Genomic DNA, 22304 nt, shown 5'->3' with positions numbered 1-22304 from the left:
ATGATGAAAAAGAATATATTGAAATATGTGTTACTAAGTATGACATTCTTCTTAGGCGCATGCAACGATTTCTTCAATGTCGAGACGAAGAATGTATTAGATCATGACGGATACATCACCGAAGAAAGTGAGATGTATTCGGGGTATATAGGTATTATGACCAAAGTACAAGCCATTGGAGACAAAGTGATCTATTTGACAGATACACGTGGTGAATTGCTGGAACCAACTAAGAACGCTCCTAGTGAGTTGTATAGTATCTATAATTATGATACAGACCTGACAGGAAATTCGTATGCCGATCCGGCTGCTTATTACGATGTAATTATAGCATGCAATGACTACTTGTCAAAGTTGTATGATTATAAAACAGAAAATCCGGCAGCTATTAATCTGGATCATTATAAAGCTTTGGTTAGTTGTACACTTCGTGTGAAAGCGTGGATATATCTTACATTAGGTAAGATTTATGGAGAGGCTGTCTGGTTTAATGAACCGATTCGTGAGATGAAAGATTTGAATGACTTTCCTGTGAAAAATTTGGATGAGATAGTGGAAGGCTGCCTTGATTTATTAACTAAAGGGTTTGATGGAATAGATGGCACGAATACAATGTCATGGAAAGAATGGCTCGATCCTGATACGGAAACAGCAGAAAGTACATATCGTTATTGGGACTATATGACACCAGAATTCTTTGCATTATATGGAGAGTTATGTTTGTGGCATGGTGACTACCAGAAAACAGTGAATGTTATTTTGAATACAATGAATGCAAAGTTTGCCAGTACGGTGAATGATGCAACACAGTATATGCATAATGTGAAGTTGACAGGTACATATAGTAAGATTTGGGATAATACTAATCCTCAACCACAAGAGACTGTTTCTGCTATTATCTATAATTATCAAGGAAACCAAACTAATAGTTTGTTGAAACATTTTGGGACAGAATCACCCAATGAGTATCTGTTGGCTCCGTCACAGGTAGGAATGGATCGTTATACTGATCCGGATTTTAATCCGCTTGGAGGTGCTACTTCGGATAAGCGTTCTACTTATTATTTTGCGAAAGATAAAAGTGGTAATTATGTTATCCAAAAGTATCGTCCGTCAAATAGCACAGCGCGTACCTATGCTTATCAAGATGATGTGCATATTTATATTTATCGTGGCAGTGAGCTGTATTTCATGTTGGCGGAGGCTCTCAATAATTTGGGACGTGTAACGGAAGCATCGGCATTGATTAATCAGGGAGTGAATGGAAGTTTTCCGAATGGTGGAGTGACATGGGATGGTTTTACAGATGACTGGACCGGAGCTAGTACGTTAGGTACTCGTCGTTATCCGGACCTGGGTATTCGTGGGGCGTTTAACTTAGGTAATCGTGAGTTTACACGTGGAGATGCTAGAGCTAATGATGAAGCGATTCTTGATGAAATGATGCTTGAGTTTCCGGCAGAAGGAAAGATTTATCCTACTATGATTCGTATGGCACGTCGCTACAATGATCCAAGTATTATAGCTGATCGTGTTTGTCCGAAATATGCTGATCCGGAAGCTATTCGTGCTAAGATTAATGCAGAAGTTGGTGGAAAAGCAGGTTATTTCGTTCATTGGAATTTAAAATAAAGATCCTCAAATCATCCTTTGGTTTGGATTATTAGGGTGGAGTGACGCGGGTTTTTGAATGAGAATCCGCGTCATTTGTTTCAAAAATAAATACTTTTGTAAATAACAATAATAAAGAAAAATGAAAACATTCGCAGTATCTATTGCAGCACTTTTTATTTGGACAGCTTGCGGAGATGGAAATCAGCCGATAATTGACCGCGAGGCATTAGTAGAAAGGAATAGTCCTGTTGTGACGGCATTCGATTCATTAGCTTCACTTTCTGTAGGAAATGGAGAATTTGCTTATACGGTAGACATAACCGGATTACAGACGTTTCCGGACAATTATAAAAAAGGAGTTCCATTGGGAACGCAGAGCCAGTGGGGCTGGCATAGCTTCGCCAATCCGGACCGGCTTACTCCGGAAGAAACCCTGAAAGAATACGATTTTGGCAGGGGAAAGAAAGAACTTTACGCTACTCAATTCAAAGAAGAAGGCAGACAACAGGATGCCGCTAATTGGTTTCGTGTCAATCCGCATCGTCTTCATTTAGGAATTGTCGGCTTTGACGTGGAAGAAGGTACGGATATTGGACAGGTAACTGACGTTCATCAGAAACTTTGCTTGTGGGATGGAAAAATCGAAAGCCGGTTTAAATTAAACGGTGAAGATTATCAAGTGGAGACAGTCTGCCATCCTTCTAATGATATGATTGCTGCAAATATTACCTCTAAGGCGCATACCGGGATTTGTTTTCGTTTTCCGTATCCTACGGGCGCTCATTGTGATGATGCATGTAATTGGGAAGCCGTTGATAAACATACAACGACTATTGTTACTCAAAATGAATCTTCCGCAGTTTTGAAACATACTTTAGATAGCACAGAGTATTTCGTAACTTTGTATTGGGAAGGGAAGGCTACTTTAAATGAGAAAGCAAAACATTATTTTGTCCTGACTCCGATGGACGATCATTTAGCTTTTACATGTGCTTTTACTAGTACAGCTCTTTCAACGCAGCCTGTTACTGTAGCACAAACTCAAGAAGAAGCAAAAAACTATTGGAACTCGTTTTGGAAGGAAGGTGCAGCTGTTGACTTTTCGGCATGTACGGACCCACGGGCCAAAGAACTGGAACGACGTGTGGTACTTAGCCAATATTTGCTTGCTATTCAGAGCGCAGGTACTACTCCTCCGCAAGAGACGGGGCTTACCTATAATTCGTGGTTTGGCAAATTCCATCTTGAAATGATCTGGTGGCACGAAGCTCAATTTGCTCTTTGGAATCGTAGCAACTTACTTGACCGTACATTAGGCTGGTATGAAAAGGTTGAACCGATAGCGCGTCAAATAGCCCAAAGACAAGGGTTTGATGGTGTTCGCTGGATGAAAATGACCGATCCTTCAGGAACAGAAGCCCCTTCCAAAGTAGGAAGTTTTCTGATTTGGCAACAACCTCATTTAATTTATTTGGCAGAATTACTTTATCGTGCTGATCCGACTAAAGAAGTATTGGAGAAATATAATCGTTTGGTACAGGAGACTGCAGAATTTATGTACTCTTTTGCTACATACGATGAACTGGAAGGACGTTACGTGTTGAAAGGTGCCATTCCTGCACAAGAAACGTTGCGTGCTGCAGAAACAGTTAATCCTCCTTTTGAACTTTCTTACTGGCATTTTGCCATGCAGACCGCCCAACAATGGCGTGAACGTATGGGACAGCAACGCAGTTTGGAATGGGATGAAATGATCGATAAACTTTCCCCTTTAGCATCTAATAATGAAGGACTTTATCTGGCTGCTGAAACAGCCATAGATACTTATAAAGATATTCGTTATACTTCCGACCACATGGCAGTATTAGGGGCAGTCGGTATTCTTCCGATGAATAAACTTATCCGGGAAGATTATATGAAAAATACATTGCACTGGATTTGGGATAACTGGAATTGGGGTAAAACCTGGGGATGGGATTATCCGATGACGGCTATGAATGCTGCCCGTTTGGGTGAACCGGAAAAGGCCGTCGGAGCTTTACTGATGGATAAACGCACAAACACATACTTGCCGAATGGTCATAATTATCAGGACGGTCGTTTACGTATTTATTTACCGGGTAATGGCGGCTTGCTGACTGCTATTGCGATGATGTGTGCCGGTTGGGACGGATGTACGGAGACTAATCCGGGATTTCCGAAAGATGGAACTTGGAATGTCCGTTGGGAAGGATTGAAGCCATTACCATAATCAAACACAAAAAAATATGAGTTATTTTCATCTGAATTTTATTTTAAAAGGAAAGCTGACTGTTTGTTGCCTCTTGATGTTGTCGGCGATGCCATTAAATGCTCAAAGAGAGGCAAAGCAGATCGGTGACTTTAAAGAATCCATTTCCTTGAATGAACATCTGCGAGGTACAAAAAGGACGTTGCAATATCGTCCCGATGGTGATGAGTTTGTTTGTGTCAATGGTAAGAATCGGTATACCCGTGCTTTGTACGGTAGTCACAGTCCCTTTCGGGTAGAAACAAGTGACCGGCCGGTTTTTGCTTTTTATAATAACGGACGCGGAGGAAATATAAGTTTCAAAGTCATTCTTCGTGACGGAACAGAATTAGCGCTTGACCGCACCGGGCATTGTGAATCCCGTTATTCGGCTGGAAAACGTACCTATTATTTGACAGACCCGTCTTGGGGAAAAGGAGAACTGCGTATTTCTGTATTGGCATTAGCCGATATGGATGGAGCTATTTGGCGTTTTTCTCCTTCGAATATGCCTAAAGGAGCTATACTTCGTTGGCAACATGGGGGAGCTACCGGAAAAGGTTTGAGTCGTAATGGAGATATGGGGGTAGACCCGGCTGATTGCTTCGAACTTCCTGCCGAAGCGACTGACCTTGTCACAGGTGAACTTTCTTTGCAGAAAGAAGTATACTTGGTACGTGGGGAGGTTTCCGAAGGCTATAATGTCCGTAAACTTTATCAACAAGCGGAGGCAGCCTCTTTGGTATTGGCTTCTCATTTGAAGATAGAAACGCCGGACCCTTATTTGAACACGTTGGGTGGTGCATTGGTCGCAGCTGCCGATGGAATTTGGGACGGACAAGTTTGGTTGCACGGTGCTATTGGCTGGCGTATGCCGTTAAGTGGGTGGAGGGCCGGATATACCGGTGATGCTTTAGGTTGGCATGACCGGGCACGGACTCATTTTGATGCTTATGCAGCCAGTCAGGTGACTGATGTCCCGAATACAATACCTCATCCGGCACAGGATTCTACAATGAATCTGGCGCGTTCGGAAAAACGTTGGGGAACTCCTCAATATAGTAATGGGTATATTTGCCGGAATCCTGGACGTAACAACCAGATGCACCACTATGACATGAATCTTTGTTACATGGATGAATTGTTATGGCACTTCAACTGGACGGGAGATACTGCGTATGTCCGCAAAATGTGGCCTGTGATTACCCGCCATCTAGCTTGGGAAAAATTAAATTATGATCCGGACAATGATGGTTTATATGATGCATACGCTTGTATTTGGGCAAGTGATGCGCTTTACTACAACAGTGGCGCAGTCACCCATTCGTCGGCTTATAACTACCGTGCCAATAAAATGGCAGCTTTTCTTGCTTCTTTGATAGGCGAAGACCCTTCACCTTATCAGAACGAAGCCGAGCAAATATTGAAAGCGATGAATAAGCGTCTTTGGATGCAGGGCAAAGGTTGTTGGGCGGAATATCAGGATTTTATGGGACATCGCCGGCTTCACGAAAGTCCGGGATTATGGACTATATACCATGCACTCGATAGCGACGTTGCTGATCCTTTTCAAGCTTATCAGGCTACACGGTATGTTGATACGGAAATACCACATATCCCCGTGTATGCCGATGGACTGGAAGAGGGGTATGCAACGATTGCCACTACCAATTGGTTACCTTATTCCTGGAGTATCAATAATGTGGCTTTCGCAGAGGTAATGCATACAGCTTTGGCCTATTTCCAGGCAGGACGTCCGGAGGAGGCATATCGATTGATGAAAAGTTCATTTCTGGATGGTATGTACTTAGGTAACAGTCCCGGCAATTTGGGGCAAGTCAGCTTTTATGATGCTGCCCGTGGAGAGTGTTATCGTGACTTTGGAGATCCGATAGGGGTAGCTTCCCGATTACTGGTACAAGGATTGTATGGCATTTTACCCGATGTATTGAACGGGAAGATGGTGATTCGTCCGGGATTTCCCGCAGGATGGTTAAAAGCTTCTATTTCTTTGCCTGACATAACCTATCACTTTGTCAGGGAGAATGATACGGATATTTACCGGATAGAGCAACGTTTTAAGGCGCCTTTGGCATTGACATTACAAGTGAATGTCGGAAGAGAAAGGATTCATTCTGTGAAAGTAAATGGGAAAGAAGTTGACTGGAGCTTTGCGGAAGCTGCTTCTGGTTATCCGGTGGTTGTTATTCCTGCTTCTTCTGCCCAAAAAGCAATTGTCGAAATTGTGTGGAAAGGAAACTGTCTGAATCCGGTTTTGCCTGAAATACAGGCGGAGGCTTTAGCGGAGATCCGTGTTCCATCCATTTTAGGGGCGGTATTCGGTGAAATATATGATCCGCAGGGAGTGCTGATACAACCGAATGTTAGTGATACATCTATAAGAAGTAAGGTCAATGATCATTTGGGGCATCATACATTCTTTGTTCGCATGAAACAAGGACAGATGGAATGGTGGCAGCCTGTAAACGTACAGATTACGAAATCGGAAAAAACATCAGTCATTCTTCCTTTCTCACAGGTGAATACGTCAGAGTGCCGGGTGATGAATATGGATTCTTTGTTCAATGCGAATGTGACTGATATTTTCCGGAATGAGTATCTGACACCCCGTTCGCCTTATACCACTTTGCAACTTCCTGTTCAGGGCATTGGCGAGTGGTGCCATCCCAAATTAACTGCTGATATTGATGATGCAGGTTTGCGTGCCTTGGTACGTGATGAGATGCTGACTACCAAACTGGGTGTGCCATTCCGAACATTGGCTCAAGGAAGCAATATTGCTTTTACTTCGTTGTGGGATAATTATCCCGACAGTTTGAGTATTCCGCTTTCCGGTCGGGCTTCTCATGCCTATTTAATGATGGCAGGCAGTACCAACCACATGCAGTGTCGCATTGCTAATGGTATTGTTCGTGTATACTATACAGATGGAACTTCTGATGTATTGGAATTAGTGAATCCGGATAACTGGTGTCCTATTGAACAGGATTTCTATGTTGATGGTCAGGCATTCACCGTTGTTTCTCCCCGTCCTTATCGCATTCATTTTAAGACGGGTTTGGTTAGCAATGACTTGGGAAAGGACTTAGGCATAAAGGGTGTTTATGGACGTTCCATCGAGGGGGGAGCAGGTGTACTTTTGGACATGCCTCTGAATCCTTCCAAAGAGTTAAGTCATCTGACGTTGGAAACACTTTCAAACGATGTTGTTATCGGTCTGATGGGAGTTACATTGCAATAAAATAAAAATAACATATTAATAAAAGGATAAGAATTATGATGAGAAGAACTATTAATTTACTACTGATGTTGCTTTTTGTGGCAGAGGTAACATCTGCGAATACTGTTGATTTTGATAAAGCATTTAAAGAAAGCGCCCGTATCGAAAAACAGATTAAACGGACCTCTTTTCCGAAACGAACATTTCTTATAACTGATTTTGGAGCAAAAACGGATGATGAGGCTAATCCTTGCCATGAAGCCATTAATCAGGCTATTTTACAGTGCAGTCTGTCAGGAGGTGGCACAGTAATTGTTCCTAAAGGCACTTTTTATACCGGACCTATTACTCTAAAGAGCAATGTGAATTTCCATCTCGAAGAGGGAGCTGTTTTGAAATTCTCTACAGATCAAAGCCTTTATTTTCCTGCAGTTTTAACCCGTTGGGAAGGAATTGATTGCTATAACGCTCACCCCTTGATTTATGCTTATGGTGAAAGCAATATTGCCATAACAGGAAAAGGTATTATTGACGGACAAGGTAGCATGGAAACTTGGTGGCCGATGTGTGGGGCCGTAAAGTATGGTTGGAAAGAAGGCATGGTGGCTCAACGCAATGGAGGTCGTGAACGTCTGTTGATGTATGGTGAAACATCGACTCCTGTCTACAAGCGTCTGATGAAGCCGGAAGATGGTATGCGTCCGCAGCTATTGAACTTACATTCCTGCCACACCATCTTGATTGAAGGTGTTACTTTGTTAAACTCTCCATTTTGGGTGATTCATCCTCTTTTCTGCGAGAGCTTGATTGTTAGCGGAGTAACTGTTTTCAATCGTGGACCTAACGGAGACGGATGTGATCCTGAATCTTGTAAGAATGTGTTGATTGAGAATTGTACATTTGATACGGGTGATGATTGTATTGCCATTAAATCAGGACGTAATGAAGACGGGCGTAAATGGAATATTCCCAGTGAGAACATTATCGTACGTGGTTGCATGATGAGGAATGGACATGGAGGAGTAGTGATTGGCAGTGAGATTTCCGGTGGTTACCGTAACTTGTTTGTAGAAGACTGCCGGATGGATAGCCCGAATCTGGATCGTGTCATTCGTATTAAGACGAGCACTTGTCGCGGAGGACTTATAGAAAATGTATATGTACGCAATGTGACGGTAGGCCAATGTCGTGAAGCTGTACTTCGCATCAATCTGCAATATGAGAATCGGGAGAAATGTAAGAGAGGGTTTGACCCGATTGTCCGTAATGTGCATTTGAAGAATGTAACTTGTGAGAAGAGTAAATTGGGTGTGCTTATTATCGGATTGGAGGATGATAAACATGTATATAATATCAGTGTAGAGGATTCTCATTTTAATAATGTAGCCAAAGGAGTAAATGATATTAAAGGGGCGAAAGATGTGACTTTCAAGAACCTTTATATCAATGGTGAATTGGTGAAATAGGGCATAATTGTAGTAATTTAGAATATCCGAATATGAATGAAAAAGAAGATTTAGAAGAACTCCAATGTTTTGTTTCAAATATACAGAATGATTGGAAAACAGCTTATGATGCACAAATTTATATCACATCTCTGTCTGTAATAAGTAATCATGATTGGAATAAATTAGAACTTTGGATAAATCTTCATCAGGATGGTTTTATCTATAAGTTAAGACATTATTATCCTGCACTTTCGGAAGACGATATACATATCATTCTTTTATTACGTATTGATTTTAATAATGCTCAAATTTCAGAGTTGTTTCATGTTTTAGAGAGTTCTTTTAGAATACGGCGTAGTAGATTGAAGAAAAAAATGAATGTTGTTTGTGAATCTATTACAGATTTTGTCAAATCATTGTATTTAGAATAATTCTCTTTTTTATAGTAAAACCATATATAAATGTGTGTATAAGTAAATGTATACGCATTTGTATATGGTTAATATTTTTCTCTTAACTTAGAAATGTATTCTTTTGCAACAAATTATCATTGAAAAACATTTTTCATTCATACTAATATTATGGAAAAATACAGATTATCATCGTATGCAATATCGATAGAATTAGAAAGTGAACCTGACGATAGCCTATTAATACATGGCTATACCGGTGCTATAGATTTAATAGATAAGTCCATAGTAAGGTTTCTGATAGAAAATCCTTATTTTGATAGGGCTGTGCTACCTTGTGAAGAAAGTACAAAAGATGCTCTTGAAAAAAGAGGATATATCACTTTACAAACAGAAGATGAAGAAAAAGAATACTTTAAACGTTTAGCAACAGCACTTTTTAGAAAAGAAAGTATACTACGTAAAGGTTTTACTTTTCTAATTACCTATGATTGTAACTTTCGTTGTCCCTATTGTTTTGAAAAAGATATTCAGAAAGATGGAACAGCGTTCACCAAAGAGATGGTAGATAAAGCCTATCAAGCTATATTACAGATAGCACCAGACGAAAGACTACGCTCAAGGTCAATAACCTTGTATGGCGGTGAACCTCTATTAAAGAGAAATAAGAATATTATATCTTATATTATTGAACAGGGTAAAGAATTAGGATTTAAGTTTTCTGCTATCTCTAATGGTTATGACCTGAAATATTATGAAGATCTTCTCTCGCCGGAAGATATTAGCTTTATTCAGATAACGATAGACGGCATTAGAGAACGTCATAATCAACGTCGTATTCATTATCAAGGATACCCTACATTTGATACGATTGTAGAAAATATTGGAATTGCTTTGAATAAAGGAGTTGCTATTTCAGTTAGAGTGAATGCTGATCGAAACAATATAGAAGATTTAGAGGGATTACAAACGATTTTTTGTGATTTGGGCTATACAGAGAACCCTTTATTTTCTATAAACTCTGCATTATTAAGAAATTATTCCGATAGTACAGAAAAAGCCTATCAATACTTCTCACAGAAAGATTTTATAGAATGGCATAAAAAACATGGCTTGGAATCTACTTGCCAAGATTATGGAGTATATCGTAGAATTCATGCAGCGATAAAACAAGGTAAACCTCTATCTTTTCGTTCTACTTTTTGTAGTGCTCAAACGGGTGGATTTGTGTTTGATCCATTTGGTAGAATTTATACATGCTGGGAGACTGTGAATCAAAAAGAACATTGTATAGGTAATTATTCTTTGAATAATGATATTGTTTGGAATGAGCAAGTCGAAGAACGTTGGAGAAAGACCTATCTTTTGGAGAATGCTATATGCGCAAGCTGTAAATACGCATTACTGTGTGGCGGTGGATGTCCGGCACAAAACTTACAGAAACATCGTTGTACGCATATGGAGGATATAGTTCATAATGCTGCGAATAAGGCTTATTTAAGCATTAAATAAAATATTAATTAAAATTTATTTTTATGGAACAAAATGAGAAAAAAGAACTACGTTCTTTGAATGTAGAGTTGCCAACTCTTTATGTTGAAGAATTGGAACAGCGGTTAGAAACCGATCCGTTGGCTATCGGTGGATTACTATCTGGAGATTTTGATGGAGTTGAAGCATATTCTTGTGGTAAAGATTGCGATGAATTTACTTGTGACGTTCATTGCGATGACCATTGTTCAGAGCATTGTGGAAGATTTCATTGTTCGGTAGATTAGGTAATTCCGTAATGAATTAAAGCTAATTATTGAATCTATTTTCAGTATATTCTCTCAATTGATTTGAGAGAGTATACTGATATGTAACTTCTATTTTTATTTTATATAGAATGAAAAATAATGTATTTTTAGTTTGTATGTTACTCTTTTCTATATCTGTTTTTGGACAGGAACTGAAAATTCAGGGGCATCTGATAGATGAAGAGAAACAAGACTTAGTGGCTGCAACTATACGCTGCTATCTGAATGACACGCTTTTTGTGGTAGGGGGAACTACGAATAGTAAAGGAGAATTTGAACTCAAACTTCCACATACGGAACAAAAGTACAAGCTATTAATCAGTTATTTAGGTTATAAAGAAACTACTTTAGTATTGAATCCGACCAAAGAGACCCTGATTCGTTTAGGAGAAATAACGATGGATAAGAAAGTGGTACAGATGCAGGAAGTAACTGTGCTAGCTCCCAATCGGATAAATACCGAAGACAAAATAATGGCATTCCCTACTCGCGAGCAGTTACGACACTCTTATGACGGATACAGTGCTTTGCGTGCGTTAATGATTCCGGGGCTGGAAGCTGACCCTCGAAGTGCAACTATCACTTATCATAGAGAAAACGTATTATTGTGTATTGACGGACGTGAGGCAACACGGGAAGAAGTGCAGAATCTAAACCCAAAAGATATTAAACGTGTAGATTTTTATTCTCAAGGTCGTTCCGATTACCCGGAAGCTTCTACTATATTAGATTATATACTTAAAGAACGGGATTACTTAGGAACAATCGCTTTAAACGCAAGGCATCAATTGAACAAACCAACAGGCACTGGACGAGGAACTGCCCAGTATTTTGAAGGAAAATCTGAATGGGCTGTATCAGTATCGGACAATTATACTCATTTTAGAAATCATGACGAAGGATATACCGAAACAATTTATCATTTTCCTGACGAAACCATCATCCGGACAGACGATGAATTGCCCTCATTAAACAATAATAATAACCTGAAAGCTTATCTAAATTATATATATAAAGATAAGTTGCAAACATTTTACTCTTCTTTACGGATGAATAGGAGTATGTCTGAAAATGACAACTGGAATCGGCAACGGTATAATAATACATCCGCTGTTCTCGTGAAACAAGAATACAAACATACTGTTAGGTTGAATCCGGCTTTACAATTACGCTATAATCGTACTCTTCCCAAAAGGCAGATACTTCGATTGGAGTTGTATGGAAGTTATGGAAACAACGATTACAATCGATGGTATGAGCAGCGTACGGATGAAGTCATAACGTCTTCTTATGCCAATGCTACTGCCGAAGGTAGTTGGTATGGAAGACTTAATTGTAACTATAGTAAAAGTTTCAAAAATAAATCATCTGTCAGTTTGACTCTAAATCAGAATTTTACGCATACTAACAACTTAAATACAAAAGAGGGGCAAAATTCAGAGATCTTTTTAAATAAAGGTAATACCAGTTTTTATGCTACATATAATTATCGCATTAAGAAGAAATTTAATCTACAAGCTAGCATTGCCGAACATTTATCATATACTACGACGAATGGAAATCATGTGTTCAGTTCTTTCTTCATACCTTCATTGAAACTCTCCTATCTTCATAAGGGACATTCGTTGAAGTTGACCGGAACTGTCCGTAGTACAGAAATAAGTCTTTCAAATCGTACCGGTTACGAATATAAAAAAAATGAATACGAGATGTTTGTAGGAAATCCTAAATTAAAAGACTATTTGCAATATAATGCAGGATTAAATTATGATTGGACTATGAATTCCAGGTGGACATTGCTTTCTTATGCTAGTTTGCACATAAGTAATCCGCAGAACTATGAACTATATCGTTATGATGACGAACGGAAAATGTTTGTATATCAAAATTTGAATGGAAGCAAAAGTTTGAGTCAGCACTATGAATTGGCTTTGCAATATGATATTATTCCCCAGATATTTAGTTTAAGGCCAGTGCTGATTTATGATCGCATGGATGTGTCCTTGTGGAAAGATTTTTCTTTTGATCGTTTTTTCTTTTGCTGTTCTCTTTTTTATATGCATAATGGTTGGAGCTTTGATGTAAACTATATGGCACCATCAAAGTATATGAAAATCACTTCCGGTCTTATGACTCATTTTCCTGGAATGCTGGGATTCGGAGCTGGTTACAGTATCAGCAACTGGAATATTGATTTATATATGCAAACGCCGTACAAGGCAGTTTCTAAGGGGCACCTTCAGCAAATTGGTTATGAAAGAAGATATGAAAACCGAATACCTCGTGTTAGCGATCATGTAATTAGCTTATCAGTAAATTATCGTTTCACTTTTGGAAAGAAAAAACATAAATTCGATAACTCGGTTATACAAGATACGAATCAGTCAACCATATCAAGCGATTAAAACGAAGCAAATGAATTTACAAGAGATAGAAATCCGGCCATTTTCAACTTCTTCCCTTCATGAAACTTTTCTTATGGAGGTTTCGGGACGTTTCTTTGAAATAGGTAAAGATGTGGCTGAACTTCTGACCTACTTTAAATGTAACGGTTGTGAAGAAGCAAGTATTGAAGAATATTCTAAACAAAATGGAAAGTTTTCGAAAGAGGAAATTTTGACGTTTTTAAATGATTTTGCTAAGAAGTTGGAAAAAGAGAGCGAACTTCCTAACAAAAGAAAGTCTTTTCTGTATAATAGAGAACTCATATCAGCGAATGTCATCAACAAATGTTCCTCGTTGTTAGCTCCTTTATTTAATAAATGGTTCATATTGTTCGTCATATTATTTTTTATAGCTTTGGATGTTCTCTACTTTATAGAATACAGTACAATAGGTAAAGAACACCTAAATTTGAATATTTATATTTTAAGCGGATTACTATTCTTTTTTATTCTTTCTTCTCTTTTTCACGAGTTAGGACATGCTTCAGCTTGTCGCTATTTTGATATTTCTCATGGAGGGATCGGGCTTGGATTGTACATTAATATACCAGTCTTTTATACAGATGTATCAAGCGTCTGGAAACTTCCAAGAAAAAAAAGATGTATTGTTAATGTTGGAGGAGTCTATTTCCAGATATTACTTTTAATTCCATTTTTGGTAATTTATTTATATTCTCAAAGTAGTTTATTGAGCTATATCATATTGATTATGAATTTCAATTTCCTACTCACACTAAATCCATTCTTTAAATTCGATGGATATTGGATTATGACAGATGTTTTAGGTGTTGCCAATTTACGTCAAAAAGGAAAAGAATGGATGCTGTATATGATAAACAAATTTAGGCATAAAAATACTAATAAAGTTCCTTACTTAATGTCACTCTCCAAAGGAACTAAAATAGCATTGGTTATCTATACAATAGTGGTAAACTTCTTTTTCGGATTTTATTTCTTGTATATGCTACCACTTTTTTTTATTAGATTCTATCATACTTTTCCTGAAAGAATTGAACTATTATTAATGAATCTGTCACATCATCAAATGCCTAATTGGGGGAATCTGCAACAATGTATTTTACAAATAGTGTTTTTGTATTTCTTTCTTTATATGCTGTATAGAATGTTGAGTCCGTTATTAAGAAAAATAATATGGAAAAAATAATAAATAAAATAGCTTGTTGTTTATTGGTTTTCATGTTTCTTATGCGTTTTTTCTACGTACAAGATCCATACTTTATCTGTACTTTTCTTTTGGTTATTTGCCTTACTGTCTGTCTAACCAGGCAAATGATAAAACTGACTATCATTGATTTATGTTTGCTCCTTTTATGGGCATATATAGGGATGGGACCTACTGTTAATTTCGCAGGGAGTGCGTATTCTTTTATTACACTCACATCAAATATCCTGTATTACTTTCTTTTGAGGTATATTATCACATACGATAAGAAAGGAGAACAGTCATTGCTATCATCATTTACCGTTTGTATTGCTGTCTTATCCGCATTAGCCTTTTATTCTTTTTATCTTTTCTGTGTGTCAGTGCATGAAATGGGTTTTAGTTCTCTTTATGATTTCAGATTTTTATATAAACCATTGGGAGTACCCAATAATGAATGGAGTAGCCTTCAATGGTTGTTTGGCGGGATTATAACGGCTGTCTATATTTATAGTGAGAATAAAATAATAAAAGGTATAGCTTTACTATCAGGTGCAATAATCTTATGTTTGGCTTTAGTTTCATTCTCACGAGGTATTTATCTTGCCGGTATTGTTTTCATCATATTGTTAATTGTGCTGGAACATAGGAAATTATTCGAAAGGAAAAAGATAATTATTGGTGGAGGCTATTGTTTGTTAGTAATAGTTGTTGCTTGCCTTTATTCAACAGAAATAAAAAAAACACTTCATGGAAATGAGACTGTATCCCAACAGCGTAGTACGAAAAGCCGAATAAATACCTTCCAATCAACAACGGATGTCTTGAAAGAATATCCTTTTGGAGTGGGACTCAATAATTACACATTGGCAAAGGACTATTATTTGCATGGAGAAAAAAGGGTTGACTCTTATACTTCATACGCTGCGAATTCATTTTTAAAGATAGGTATTGAAGGCGGATATGCCGGTCTGATATTTTATATATTATTTCTTTTATCCATAGTTTACTACTTAGTGAAGGCGAAGAAGCGTAATTTGTGGCTATTATTTCTTTTTCTGTTCGCCTTTTTTCTTCGGGAACAAACATTTTCTACATTCTTTGATTCCAGTAGTGTCCGATTATCAGCTTTGATATTAATCGCTTTCCTGCAAAAAGAAGAAATAGTAATTGTGCAACGATCGAATATAAAGATTTTAGCTGCTATACCCTGTTTGGCATGGATATGTGTATTTTATATTTTTAGATTTAATTGTAACGTTAATCATGATGTTGCAAGATTAGTTAATCAGTCTATGGCTTATCGAAAGGTTAATATACCAAAGGCGTTGACATGTATAAAGCAAGCTCAATTAAAAAATCCCTTAGATGTTCATCTGGCTTATTATGAATATTGCTGGTCAGAAAAAGAAAATGCAGTTCACAACGAAGATAAACTTAGAAAAATGACGGAACTCTATCCTGACAAGTTATTGTTCCGGTGGACACTATATGAGCAATATAAACAACAGCATCAGTTAGAGAACGCTGCAACTGAATTAAGATCTTGTATCTTACAAAATCCTCGAATTCTTGGGACTTCTTTTTGGAAAGAACTTAATGAACAAGAACCTGGATTCGCAGAGCTGGTAGTAGGCAGATTATTAAAAGAAAAACAGGAAAAGCCTTTAAATGTAATAGAATTAGCTAAATGGGGAAGTATAGCTTTACAATTAGGAAAAAACGATTTAGCACTGTCCTATTTGAATGAAGTTAGCAAACAATTACCCAACCTATCCCGGGTATGGTTTAATTTAGCTTCCATATTGGAGAAAGAGGGAAAATTAGAACAAGCTAGTCTGTACCGACAAAGAGGGAGTATAATGGAATTAGGTGTTTTTTCTAAAGACAGAAGTTATATGCCTCCCGTAGAGCAAGATATAAATAAAATAATCAATGAGCAATACTCTTTTTTATTTAATCTGTGGTATAATGAAAATTTGAAGAATGAAATAGAATAAAGATATGAAAGCGTTGATGAAAATAAGTTTTTTGCTTCTCGGCGTTACTGTTATTTGCTGGGGAGTATATTTCTACTCTGGAAATAGGATTATCACACGGAAAGTTTTAGCACATTATCAAAATGATTCATTGAAATTAGCGGCAGCAACATTATTGTTGGATAATATAGGTGACAAATTTGCTTATTGTAAAGAGGATATTGAACGTTATGACACGATTTTTGCACTTTATGATGAATTAAATAAAAAAGGAGAAACCTCATCAGAACCAGAACTGGCAAAAAAATGTTGGCATACCTTAATTCAGACTTATGGGAAAATGAAACCTTCACTATTTGAACGTGAATATGATAGGAAAACTTTATCTGCATCTTTTTTAATAGATAATATTGATGTGGCTTTTGAAGCATGGCAAACAGCCCCTAATTTTATCACGCGTGATTTTAATCTATTCTGCAGATACGTATTGCCTTATCGGGTTGGCAATGAGCCAATAGAGCCGGAGCGAAGAAAACAATTCGAGGAATTGCGTTCTCTAAGAGATTCTATGTTTGACGAAAGTCGGATTATAAAAGATCTATATCACGAATTTGTCAAAGTACGTAAATACCAAAATAGTAAGCAAATGTGGAATTATGCGATATCTTTAACTAAATCTCAATTAGAAAAAACTCGTAGAGGATCATGTCGTCATTTTTGTGAGTATTATGTGGCAGCTTTACGTGCTTGTGGCATTCCTGCAACAATAGATTATGTTAATTGTTGGGGGAACAGAGCTGGTGGACATGAATGGGTGGCAGTTCTAAAGGATAGTGGAGCATTTCTTGCTTTTGACGCATTAGATCGAAAGAAAATGAAATTGGCTTATAAACCAGCAAAAATTTATCGGCAAACTTTTGAAACACAGGTTATTGATGGGGATGCGAGAAAATATGTTCCTGACTATATGCTAAATCCAAATCGCATGGATGTCTCACATCTTTATTTTAATACCTATGATGTGGAGATAAAGGGCAGTGATATGAAACAATATAATAACTGTCCTTATGGAGTTATTTGTGTGTTTGATAATAAGAAATGGGTGCCTGTTGATTTTGGTAAGGTGACTGATGGGGTATTTCATTTTCAAAATATGATAGGCGATGTATGTTATATGGCTGGTTTTTATGTTAATGGAACTTTTATTTCGGCTACAGAGCCGTTTGTTCTAACCAAAAGTGGTGAAGTAAAATTGATTCAATGTTACACAAAAAATCATGTAGATATGCGGTTGGTTCGTAAATACCCGAAATTCACACGCATTTCTTCTTTTAGGAAAGGACTATTGGGCTCTAAAATAGAAGTATCAGATGATAGAGAATTCTCTTCAGGCAGGACTTTAATAACAATTGATGAATTAGGGAATGAAGATTTTTTTGATTCAACCGTAACAGTGAATAGACCATACAGGTATGTGCGATTAGTTTTTGATGAACAGAAAGAAGGTAATTTGGCTGAAATAGAATTTTATGGGAAGAAGAGAGGGACAAATGTTGAAGTTCTATTGACAGGTGGATTTAGCGGAGAACCAATAAAGCAAACTAAAACAAATTGGACGATGGCTTTGGATCGGAGTTTCGATACTTATTTTAAGAAGAATAAAGGAGAAAAAGGTAATATTTGTTTAGATTTAGGAAAGGATAATTCATATGAGATAACGCGCGTAAGATATGTTCCTCAAACAGATTCTAACTTTATAGTTCCGGGAAATCAATATCGTTTGGAATATTGGGACAATTCTTCTTGGAAATTTTTTGGAGAACAGATTGCTACCGATTTCAGTTTAAATTTTTCCAATGTACCTGCTGACCGATTATATATTTTACATAATCTAACCAATGGTGTAGAGGAGAGAATTTTTACTTATGAAGATGGTAAACAAGTGTGGTGGTAAGCTTTATCTGTTATTAAAAATGAATGTTATTTATGAAACGATTATTGACTTTATTAAATCGTTGCGTTTAAAATGATCTTTCTTTAAAAGCCGTATACAAAGTGTGTATATTTACCAATGTATACACATTTGTATACGGTTAATGTTTTTATATTAATCTATTAATGGTTTTCTTTGTTACAACGTGAATGATAAACTTTTATTTGGACTAATATTATGATAAAACATCTATTCTTTTTTATTTTCGTATCTATGCTACATCTATCTTATGGACAAAAAAGATACACAATCAGAGGTGAATTTCCTGATCATTCTTTGGATAATGAATATGTATTGCTATATGATTTCTCATCTCTTCAAGGTGAATATGAACGTTCAAAGCAAGCATTCATTGACAGTATATTGGTGGTCGATAAAGTGTTTCATTATGAAGGGACGATCAATCAAGAACCTTTTTTAGCATTAGTTCTTTGTAGTAAAAGCAGATATCTTAAATATAGCACAACTTTTATAGTAGAACCTGGCAATATTCAGATGCGCGTTGTTGACTGGGCAAGTGATGGTGATGTGTCAGGTACTTCTATAAACGACGATTACAACAAATATATTATTGAACGGGGGAAACTAATTGGTAAGACGCGTTCTTTAAGAACTAAACGAGAAGATACAATAAAAAGTGATACTCTAAAAGATAATAAATGCATATCTTTAAGTGAGGTATACACATATGCCGAGGAAGGGAAATTTATTTTCTTAGAGAAATATGCTATGTATCCAAATGTTGTACGATATTGGTTATCTTTCTATTTGAATGGGCGAAGAGCGTCAAAGAGTCCTGTTTTCTCCAAATGCCTGCATATTCTCAATTTAATGCCCAAAGCTGATCGGGACATCCTTTTGGCTTGGCGGGACTATACTATTAAAAAGGAGGAGTATAGAGAAAAGACTAAATCTCTGTTGGATAGTATACATAATAATGCCCCTCGTTTCATCGAGGCTATTTCAAAATAGCTCTTCTTAATATGAAGTTTGGGTGTAGTTGCTCTTTTGAAATTTAGTTGGAAAGCTCATAATGGTGCACAAAGGTATTAAATAGTGATTAACGGATTAGTAATTAATCGGTGCGGTTTTTAATTATTACAGAATAGAATGGATTTTCTCATCGGATATTTATTTTCAATCTTTCTATGTTTTCTTTCACCTTTTCTCTGTCTCTTCGATGAATAAGGAGTTTGCGGGTGAAGGGTAACAACTTCACCACCTCTTCACCTGTGGCGATTAGGTAAGCGTCTCCGCGATTCTATATAGTTTGCTAAAATAAAAAGGCTAATGCTCCCTTTTTATCCATTAGCCTTTTCCCATCTGTCAGGAAGCAGTTCCCTGTATTTTTCAAGTGGTGTGTTTGGTTGCCATTCAGCTGTTCTGTTTATCACATCCGTGAGATACTCAAATAGATTCACTTTATGCATCCTACAGGTGAGTGCTATCGTATAGAGTATGGCGCCTCGTTCGGCTCCCTTATGGCTGCCGAAGAACAATGAGTTTTTTCTTGATAAGGATATGTACCGGTTCATCCGTTCAACTATATTGTTGTCCAGGTAAGTGTCACCATAATTAAAGATGTCCACCACTGCATTCCACTCATTGCGAAGATAGGTGATAGCTTCTTGTAGTTCGCTCTTTGGTAATAAATCCCCCCGCTCTTCTATTTCATCAAACACATCTTTTATTTCTCCGAGTATGTCCGGCGCATACTTTTTTCGATGCATAAGATTCTGTTCTACTGTCCATCCATCAACCCCAACTTTATGCTTATGCTCGTTTTGATAAAGAGTGTTTATCAGCTCCACGATTCTTTTTGCATCCGGGTCATTCTCACCGCAATCTATAAATTTCCGTTTTATATGTTGCAAGCACGGGATGCGTGTGATATTGGGATAAGCATCGCTTTCGAGCTTCCGGTAAGGTGAGTAGCCATCGCTTTGTATGATACCTTTGCAACTGCCTAATTCGTTAAGAATAACTCTTTCAGACCGGGAGCCGTCATCATAGAGCAGGTATATCATCCTGGTGTTTATGCCGACAACCACCCAAAGGTATCCCTTTCTAACTCCTTTTCCCTTACTGTTCTTTTCCGGGACGAGTATTTTGTAATAGGTTTCGTCGGCTGCCTTATAAGGATCACTCAAAGCTGTCTGCCGGATACACTTATAAAGATTTTTGAAGAGGCCTGAGGCTTTTTCTATCAACTTATGAGCCGTAGGTTTCTTCAGCGTAAAGCCATGACCTTCGAAGTAGTTGATGATTCTTTCAACAGGTAGCGATTGTATATAACGTAATTCCATCAATCCGGCAATAAATGAGCCGTCATAGCTGGAATTCAAGAAAGCCGAGACCGGGGTTTTTCCCTCAAACAGGCGACCGTCTTGCGTATAGGTGTGTATCTTGTAGACGTGCTTGATGAAGCGCATGGGTACACATTCATAGCGGACGCATATTCTGGGAGCGGTAGTAAACAACCGGGCTTTATTGATGTCAAAATCGGGATCATCAGGATAAACGACATGTTCTTCTTCCTCCATCTCATAATGCATGTCACGTTTGGCACCATTGTTCTTTCTGGCTTTACGCTTATCTGCTTTTTCAGCTTCTCTCTTCTGCCGCTCTTCTTCGGACATGGCAGGTTGGGGAGCTTGTTGCTGTTCGGATGTGTTGGATACAAGTTTGGCGAGCCCCTTAGCAAGGCGCTGTTGTTTGCTAAGAGATTCGCCTTTTTGAAGGAGTGCTTCTTTAAGGGAAGAAACCTCTTTTATCAAAGCATCTACTTGCCCCAAGAGTCTGTTGTTGTCATCTCGTAATCCCTTGATCTGTTCCTTCAATAACTCTATGATCTCATCCTTTTTCATGGTATAAAGATATAAAAAATCAACGAGTTGACCAAATAAATCGGATGATATACTTAGTACAAATAATTAACAATCAACATATTATATTAAATCCTGAAACGTTTTCGCAACCGTACAGACTTCAATGACACTCCATTTAAGATAAAAGACAAAACCTGATAAGAAATCTCGTAATTGCCTGTATGGGGGTTAAATGTTGGTAACTCAAAACTTCCACCCTCGAGGCGCTTGTAGTACAGAAGAAAGCCATCGCCATCCCAACGCAGTATTTTTACACTTTGTCGGTTTTTGCCAAAGAATAAAAATATATCTCCGGAAACGGGAGACAAGTCCTTCATTTCCAAGCGTATAATTTTGAATAAACCGTCGATGCCAAGGTTCATACGAACAAAGCCCTGGTACAGATAGTATCGATTGGCTGATGTTAGAGAATACATGGATCTCCCTCCTTTCTTTCGTAATCGAGCAACATTTTAATAACACCACCGGGTGTGGCCCGTTTGACCGAAATGGTGGTTCCACTGTTAAACGTGATTGTGATCCCGGCAAGACTAAACTCTTCTTCCGACGACATGGCGGGTGCTATTTGAGTGAACGCAGGAGAGGTAGTGCTCAGTGGGGACGGCTCAACGCCGCCATAATAATCACGAACCACATCTGCCTTAGCTTGTTTAACGCTATAGCCCCGTCGGGACATCCAGGAACTCATACCTCCAAAAGTGGTATGCTGCTCGCGGCAAACATCCGCTAAAGAACAATTGTAGTCTGTTTTTAAGACTTCTTGGAAACGTTTCCAAGTTCTTCTAAATCTATTTTCTAAATCCATAATGCTTCATTTTTATACCTCGCAAAGATATGAGAGCTAAAAACGGACAGCAATATAGAATCGCGGAGACGCTTACGCGATTAGTTTCAAAAATAGTTTCACTGCTTGAAACTATTCGTTTCTCGGTGTGAAACACTTCGTTTCAAAGCATGAAACACTTTGTTTCTCGGCGTGAAACTTTTAGTTTCAAATAGGGTTGAAACTAATTACGAAATAGCTTTACTAATCTTGTTCAATGGTTAAATCAGGAAG

At 37.8% G+C, this 22304-nt stretch carries 15 protein-coding genes; 12 read left to right on the top strand and 3 right to left on the bottom strand.

What is annotated here, in order from left to right:
- The 12 genes from N5O98_RS19555 (at window position 1) to N5O98_RS19500 (ending at window position 19331) form a co-directional block, all read left to right on the top strand.
- The gene (locus N5O98_RS19555) at window positions 1-1632 is read left to right on the top strand and encodes a RagB/SusD family nutrient uptake outer membrane protein (protein WP_004320931.1); all 1632 of its coding nucleotides are present in this window, start codon (window positions 1-3) and stop codon (window positions 1630-1632) included.
- A gap of 121 nt (window positions 1633-1753) precedes the next feature.
- Window positions 1754-3865, top strand: a complete 2112-nt coding sequence (locus N5O98_RS19550; RefSeq protein ID WP_118161176.1) for a hypothetical protein — start codon at window positions 1754-1756, stop codon at window positions 3863-3865.
- 16 nt (window positions 3866-3881) lie between these two features.
- Window positions 3882-7145, top strand: a complete 3264-nt coding sequence (locus N5O98_RS19545) for a DUF4450 domain-containing protein (RefSeq protein WP_118161175.1) — start codon at window positions 3882-3884, stop codon at window positions 7143-7145.
- Between the two features lie 35 nt (window positions 7146-7180).
- Window positions 7181-8590 (top strand): glycoside hydrolase family 28 protein, encoded by a 1410-nt coding sequence (locus N5O98_RS19540; RefSeq protein ID WP_182423455.1) that lies wholly within the window; start codon window positions 7181-7183, stop codon window positions 8588-8590.
- A gap of 32 nt (window positions 8591-8622) precedes the next feature.
- Window positions 8623-9003, top strand: a complete 381-nt coding sequence (locus N5O98_RS19535; RefSeq protein ID WP_118161174.1) for a hypothetical protein — start codon at window positions 8623-8625, stop codon at window positions 9001-9003.
- A 150-nt stretch (window positions 9004-9153) separates the two neighbouring features.
- Window positions 9154-10494: a radical SAM/SPASM domain-containing protein gene (locus N5O98_RS19530; RefSeq protein ID WP_118161173.1), complete on the top strand. Its 1341-nt coding sequence runs from the start codon at window positions 9154-9156 to the stop codon at window positions 10492-10494.
- A 23-nt stretch (window positions 10495-10517) separates the two neighbouring features.
- Window positions 10518-10760, top strand: a complete 243-nt coding sequence (locus N5O98_RS19525) for a hypothetical protein (protein WP_004301649.1) — start codon at window positions 10518-10520, stop codon at window positions 10758-10760.
- Window positions 10761-10870: 110 nt separating this feature from the next.
- Window positions 10871-13186, top strand: coding sequence for a carboxypeptidase-like regulatory domain-containing protein (locus N5O98_RS19520; protein ID WP_004320927.1), 2316 nt, complete (start codon window positions 10871-10873; stop codon window positions 13184-13186).
- Between the two features lie 10 nt (window positions 13187-13196).
- Window positions 13197-14390, top strand: coding sequence for a hypothetical protein (locus N5O98_RS19515; RefSeq protein WP_118161172.1), 1194 nt, complete (start codon window positions 13197-13199; stop codon window positions 14388-14390).
- The gene (locus N5O98_RS19510; RefSeq protein WP_118161171.1) at window positions 14378-16387 is read left to right on the top strand and encodes an O-antigen ligase family protein; all 2010 of its coding nucleotides are present in this window, start codon (window positions 14378-14380) and stop codon (window positions 16385-16387) included. Before N5O98_RS19515 ends, N5O98_RS19510 begins: the two co-directional genes overlap by 13 nt.
- 4 nt (window positions 16388-16391) lie before the next feature.
- On the top strand, window positions 16392-18320 hold the full coding sequence (locus tag N5O98_RS19505; protein ID WP_118161170.1) for a transglutaminase domain-containing protein: 1929 nt from the start codon (window positions 16392-16394) through the stop codon (window positions 18318-18320).
- Between the two features lie 216 nt (window positions 18321-18536).
- The gene (locus tag N5O98_RS19500; RefSeq protein WP_118161169.1) at window positions 18537-19331 is read left to right on the top strand and encodes a DUF4369 domain-containing protein; all 795 of its coding nucleotides are present in this window, start codon (window positions 18537-18539) and stop codon (window positions 19329-19331) included.
- A gap of 329 nt (window positions 19332-19660) precedes the next feature.
- On the opposite strand, the gene tnpC is transcribed toward N5O98_RS19500, so the two are convergent.
- The 3 genes from tnpC to N5O98_RS19485 form a co-directional block, all read right to left on the bottom strand.
- Window positions 19661-21226 carry an IS66 family transposase gene (tnpC, locus tag N5O98_RS19495; protein ID WP_269495915.1) on the bottom strand — a complete coding sequence of 522 codons (1566 nt, stop codon included), beginning with the start codon at window positions 21224-21226 and terminating at the stop codon, window positions 19661-19663.
- An 86-nt stretch (window positions 21227-21312) separates the two neighbouring features.
- Entirely contained in the window at window positions 21313-21663 is a 351-nt protein-coding gene (gene tnpB, locus N5O98_RS19490) for an IS66 family insertion sequence element accessory protein TnpB (protein ID WP_008023397.1), read from the bottom strand.
- The gene (locus N5O98_RS19485) at window positions 21651-22052 is read right to left on the bottom strand and encodes a hypothetical protein (RefSeq protein WP_008642273.1); all 402 of its coding nucleotides are present in this window, start codon (window positions 22050-22052) and stop codon (window positions 21651-21653) included. The genes tnpB and N5O98_RS19485 overlap by 13 nt, the downstream gene beginning before the upstream one ends.
- Between the last annotated feature and the right edge of the window lie 252 nt (window positions 22053-22304).

Source organism: Bacteroides sp. LFL-34 (assembly GCF_027257075.1).
GTDB lineage: Bacteria > Bacteroidota > Bacteroidia > Bacteroidales > Bacteroidaceae > Bacteroides > Bacteroides ovatus.
Note: the sequence above shows the minus strand (reverse complement) of the source record. Positions and strands in the feature narration are given on the sequence as shown.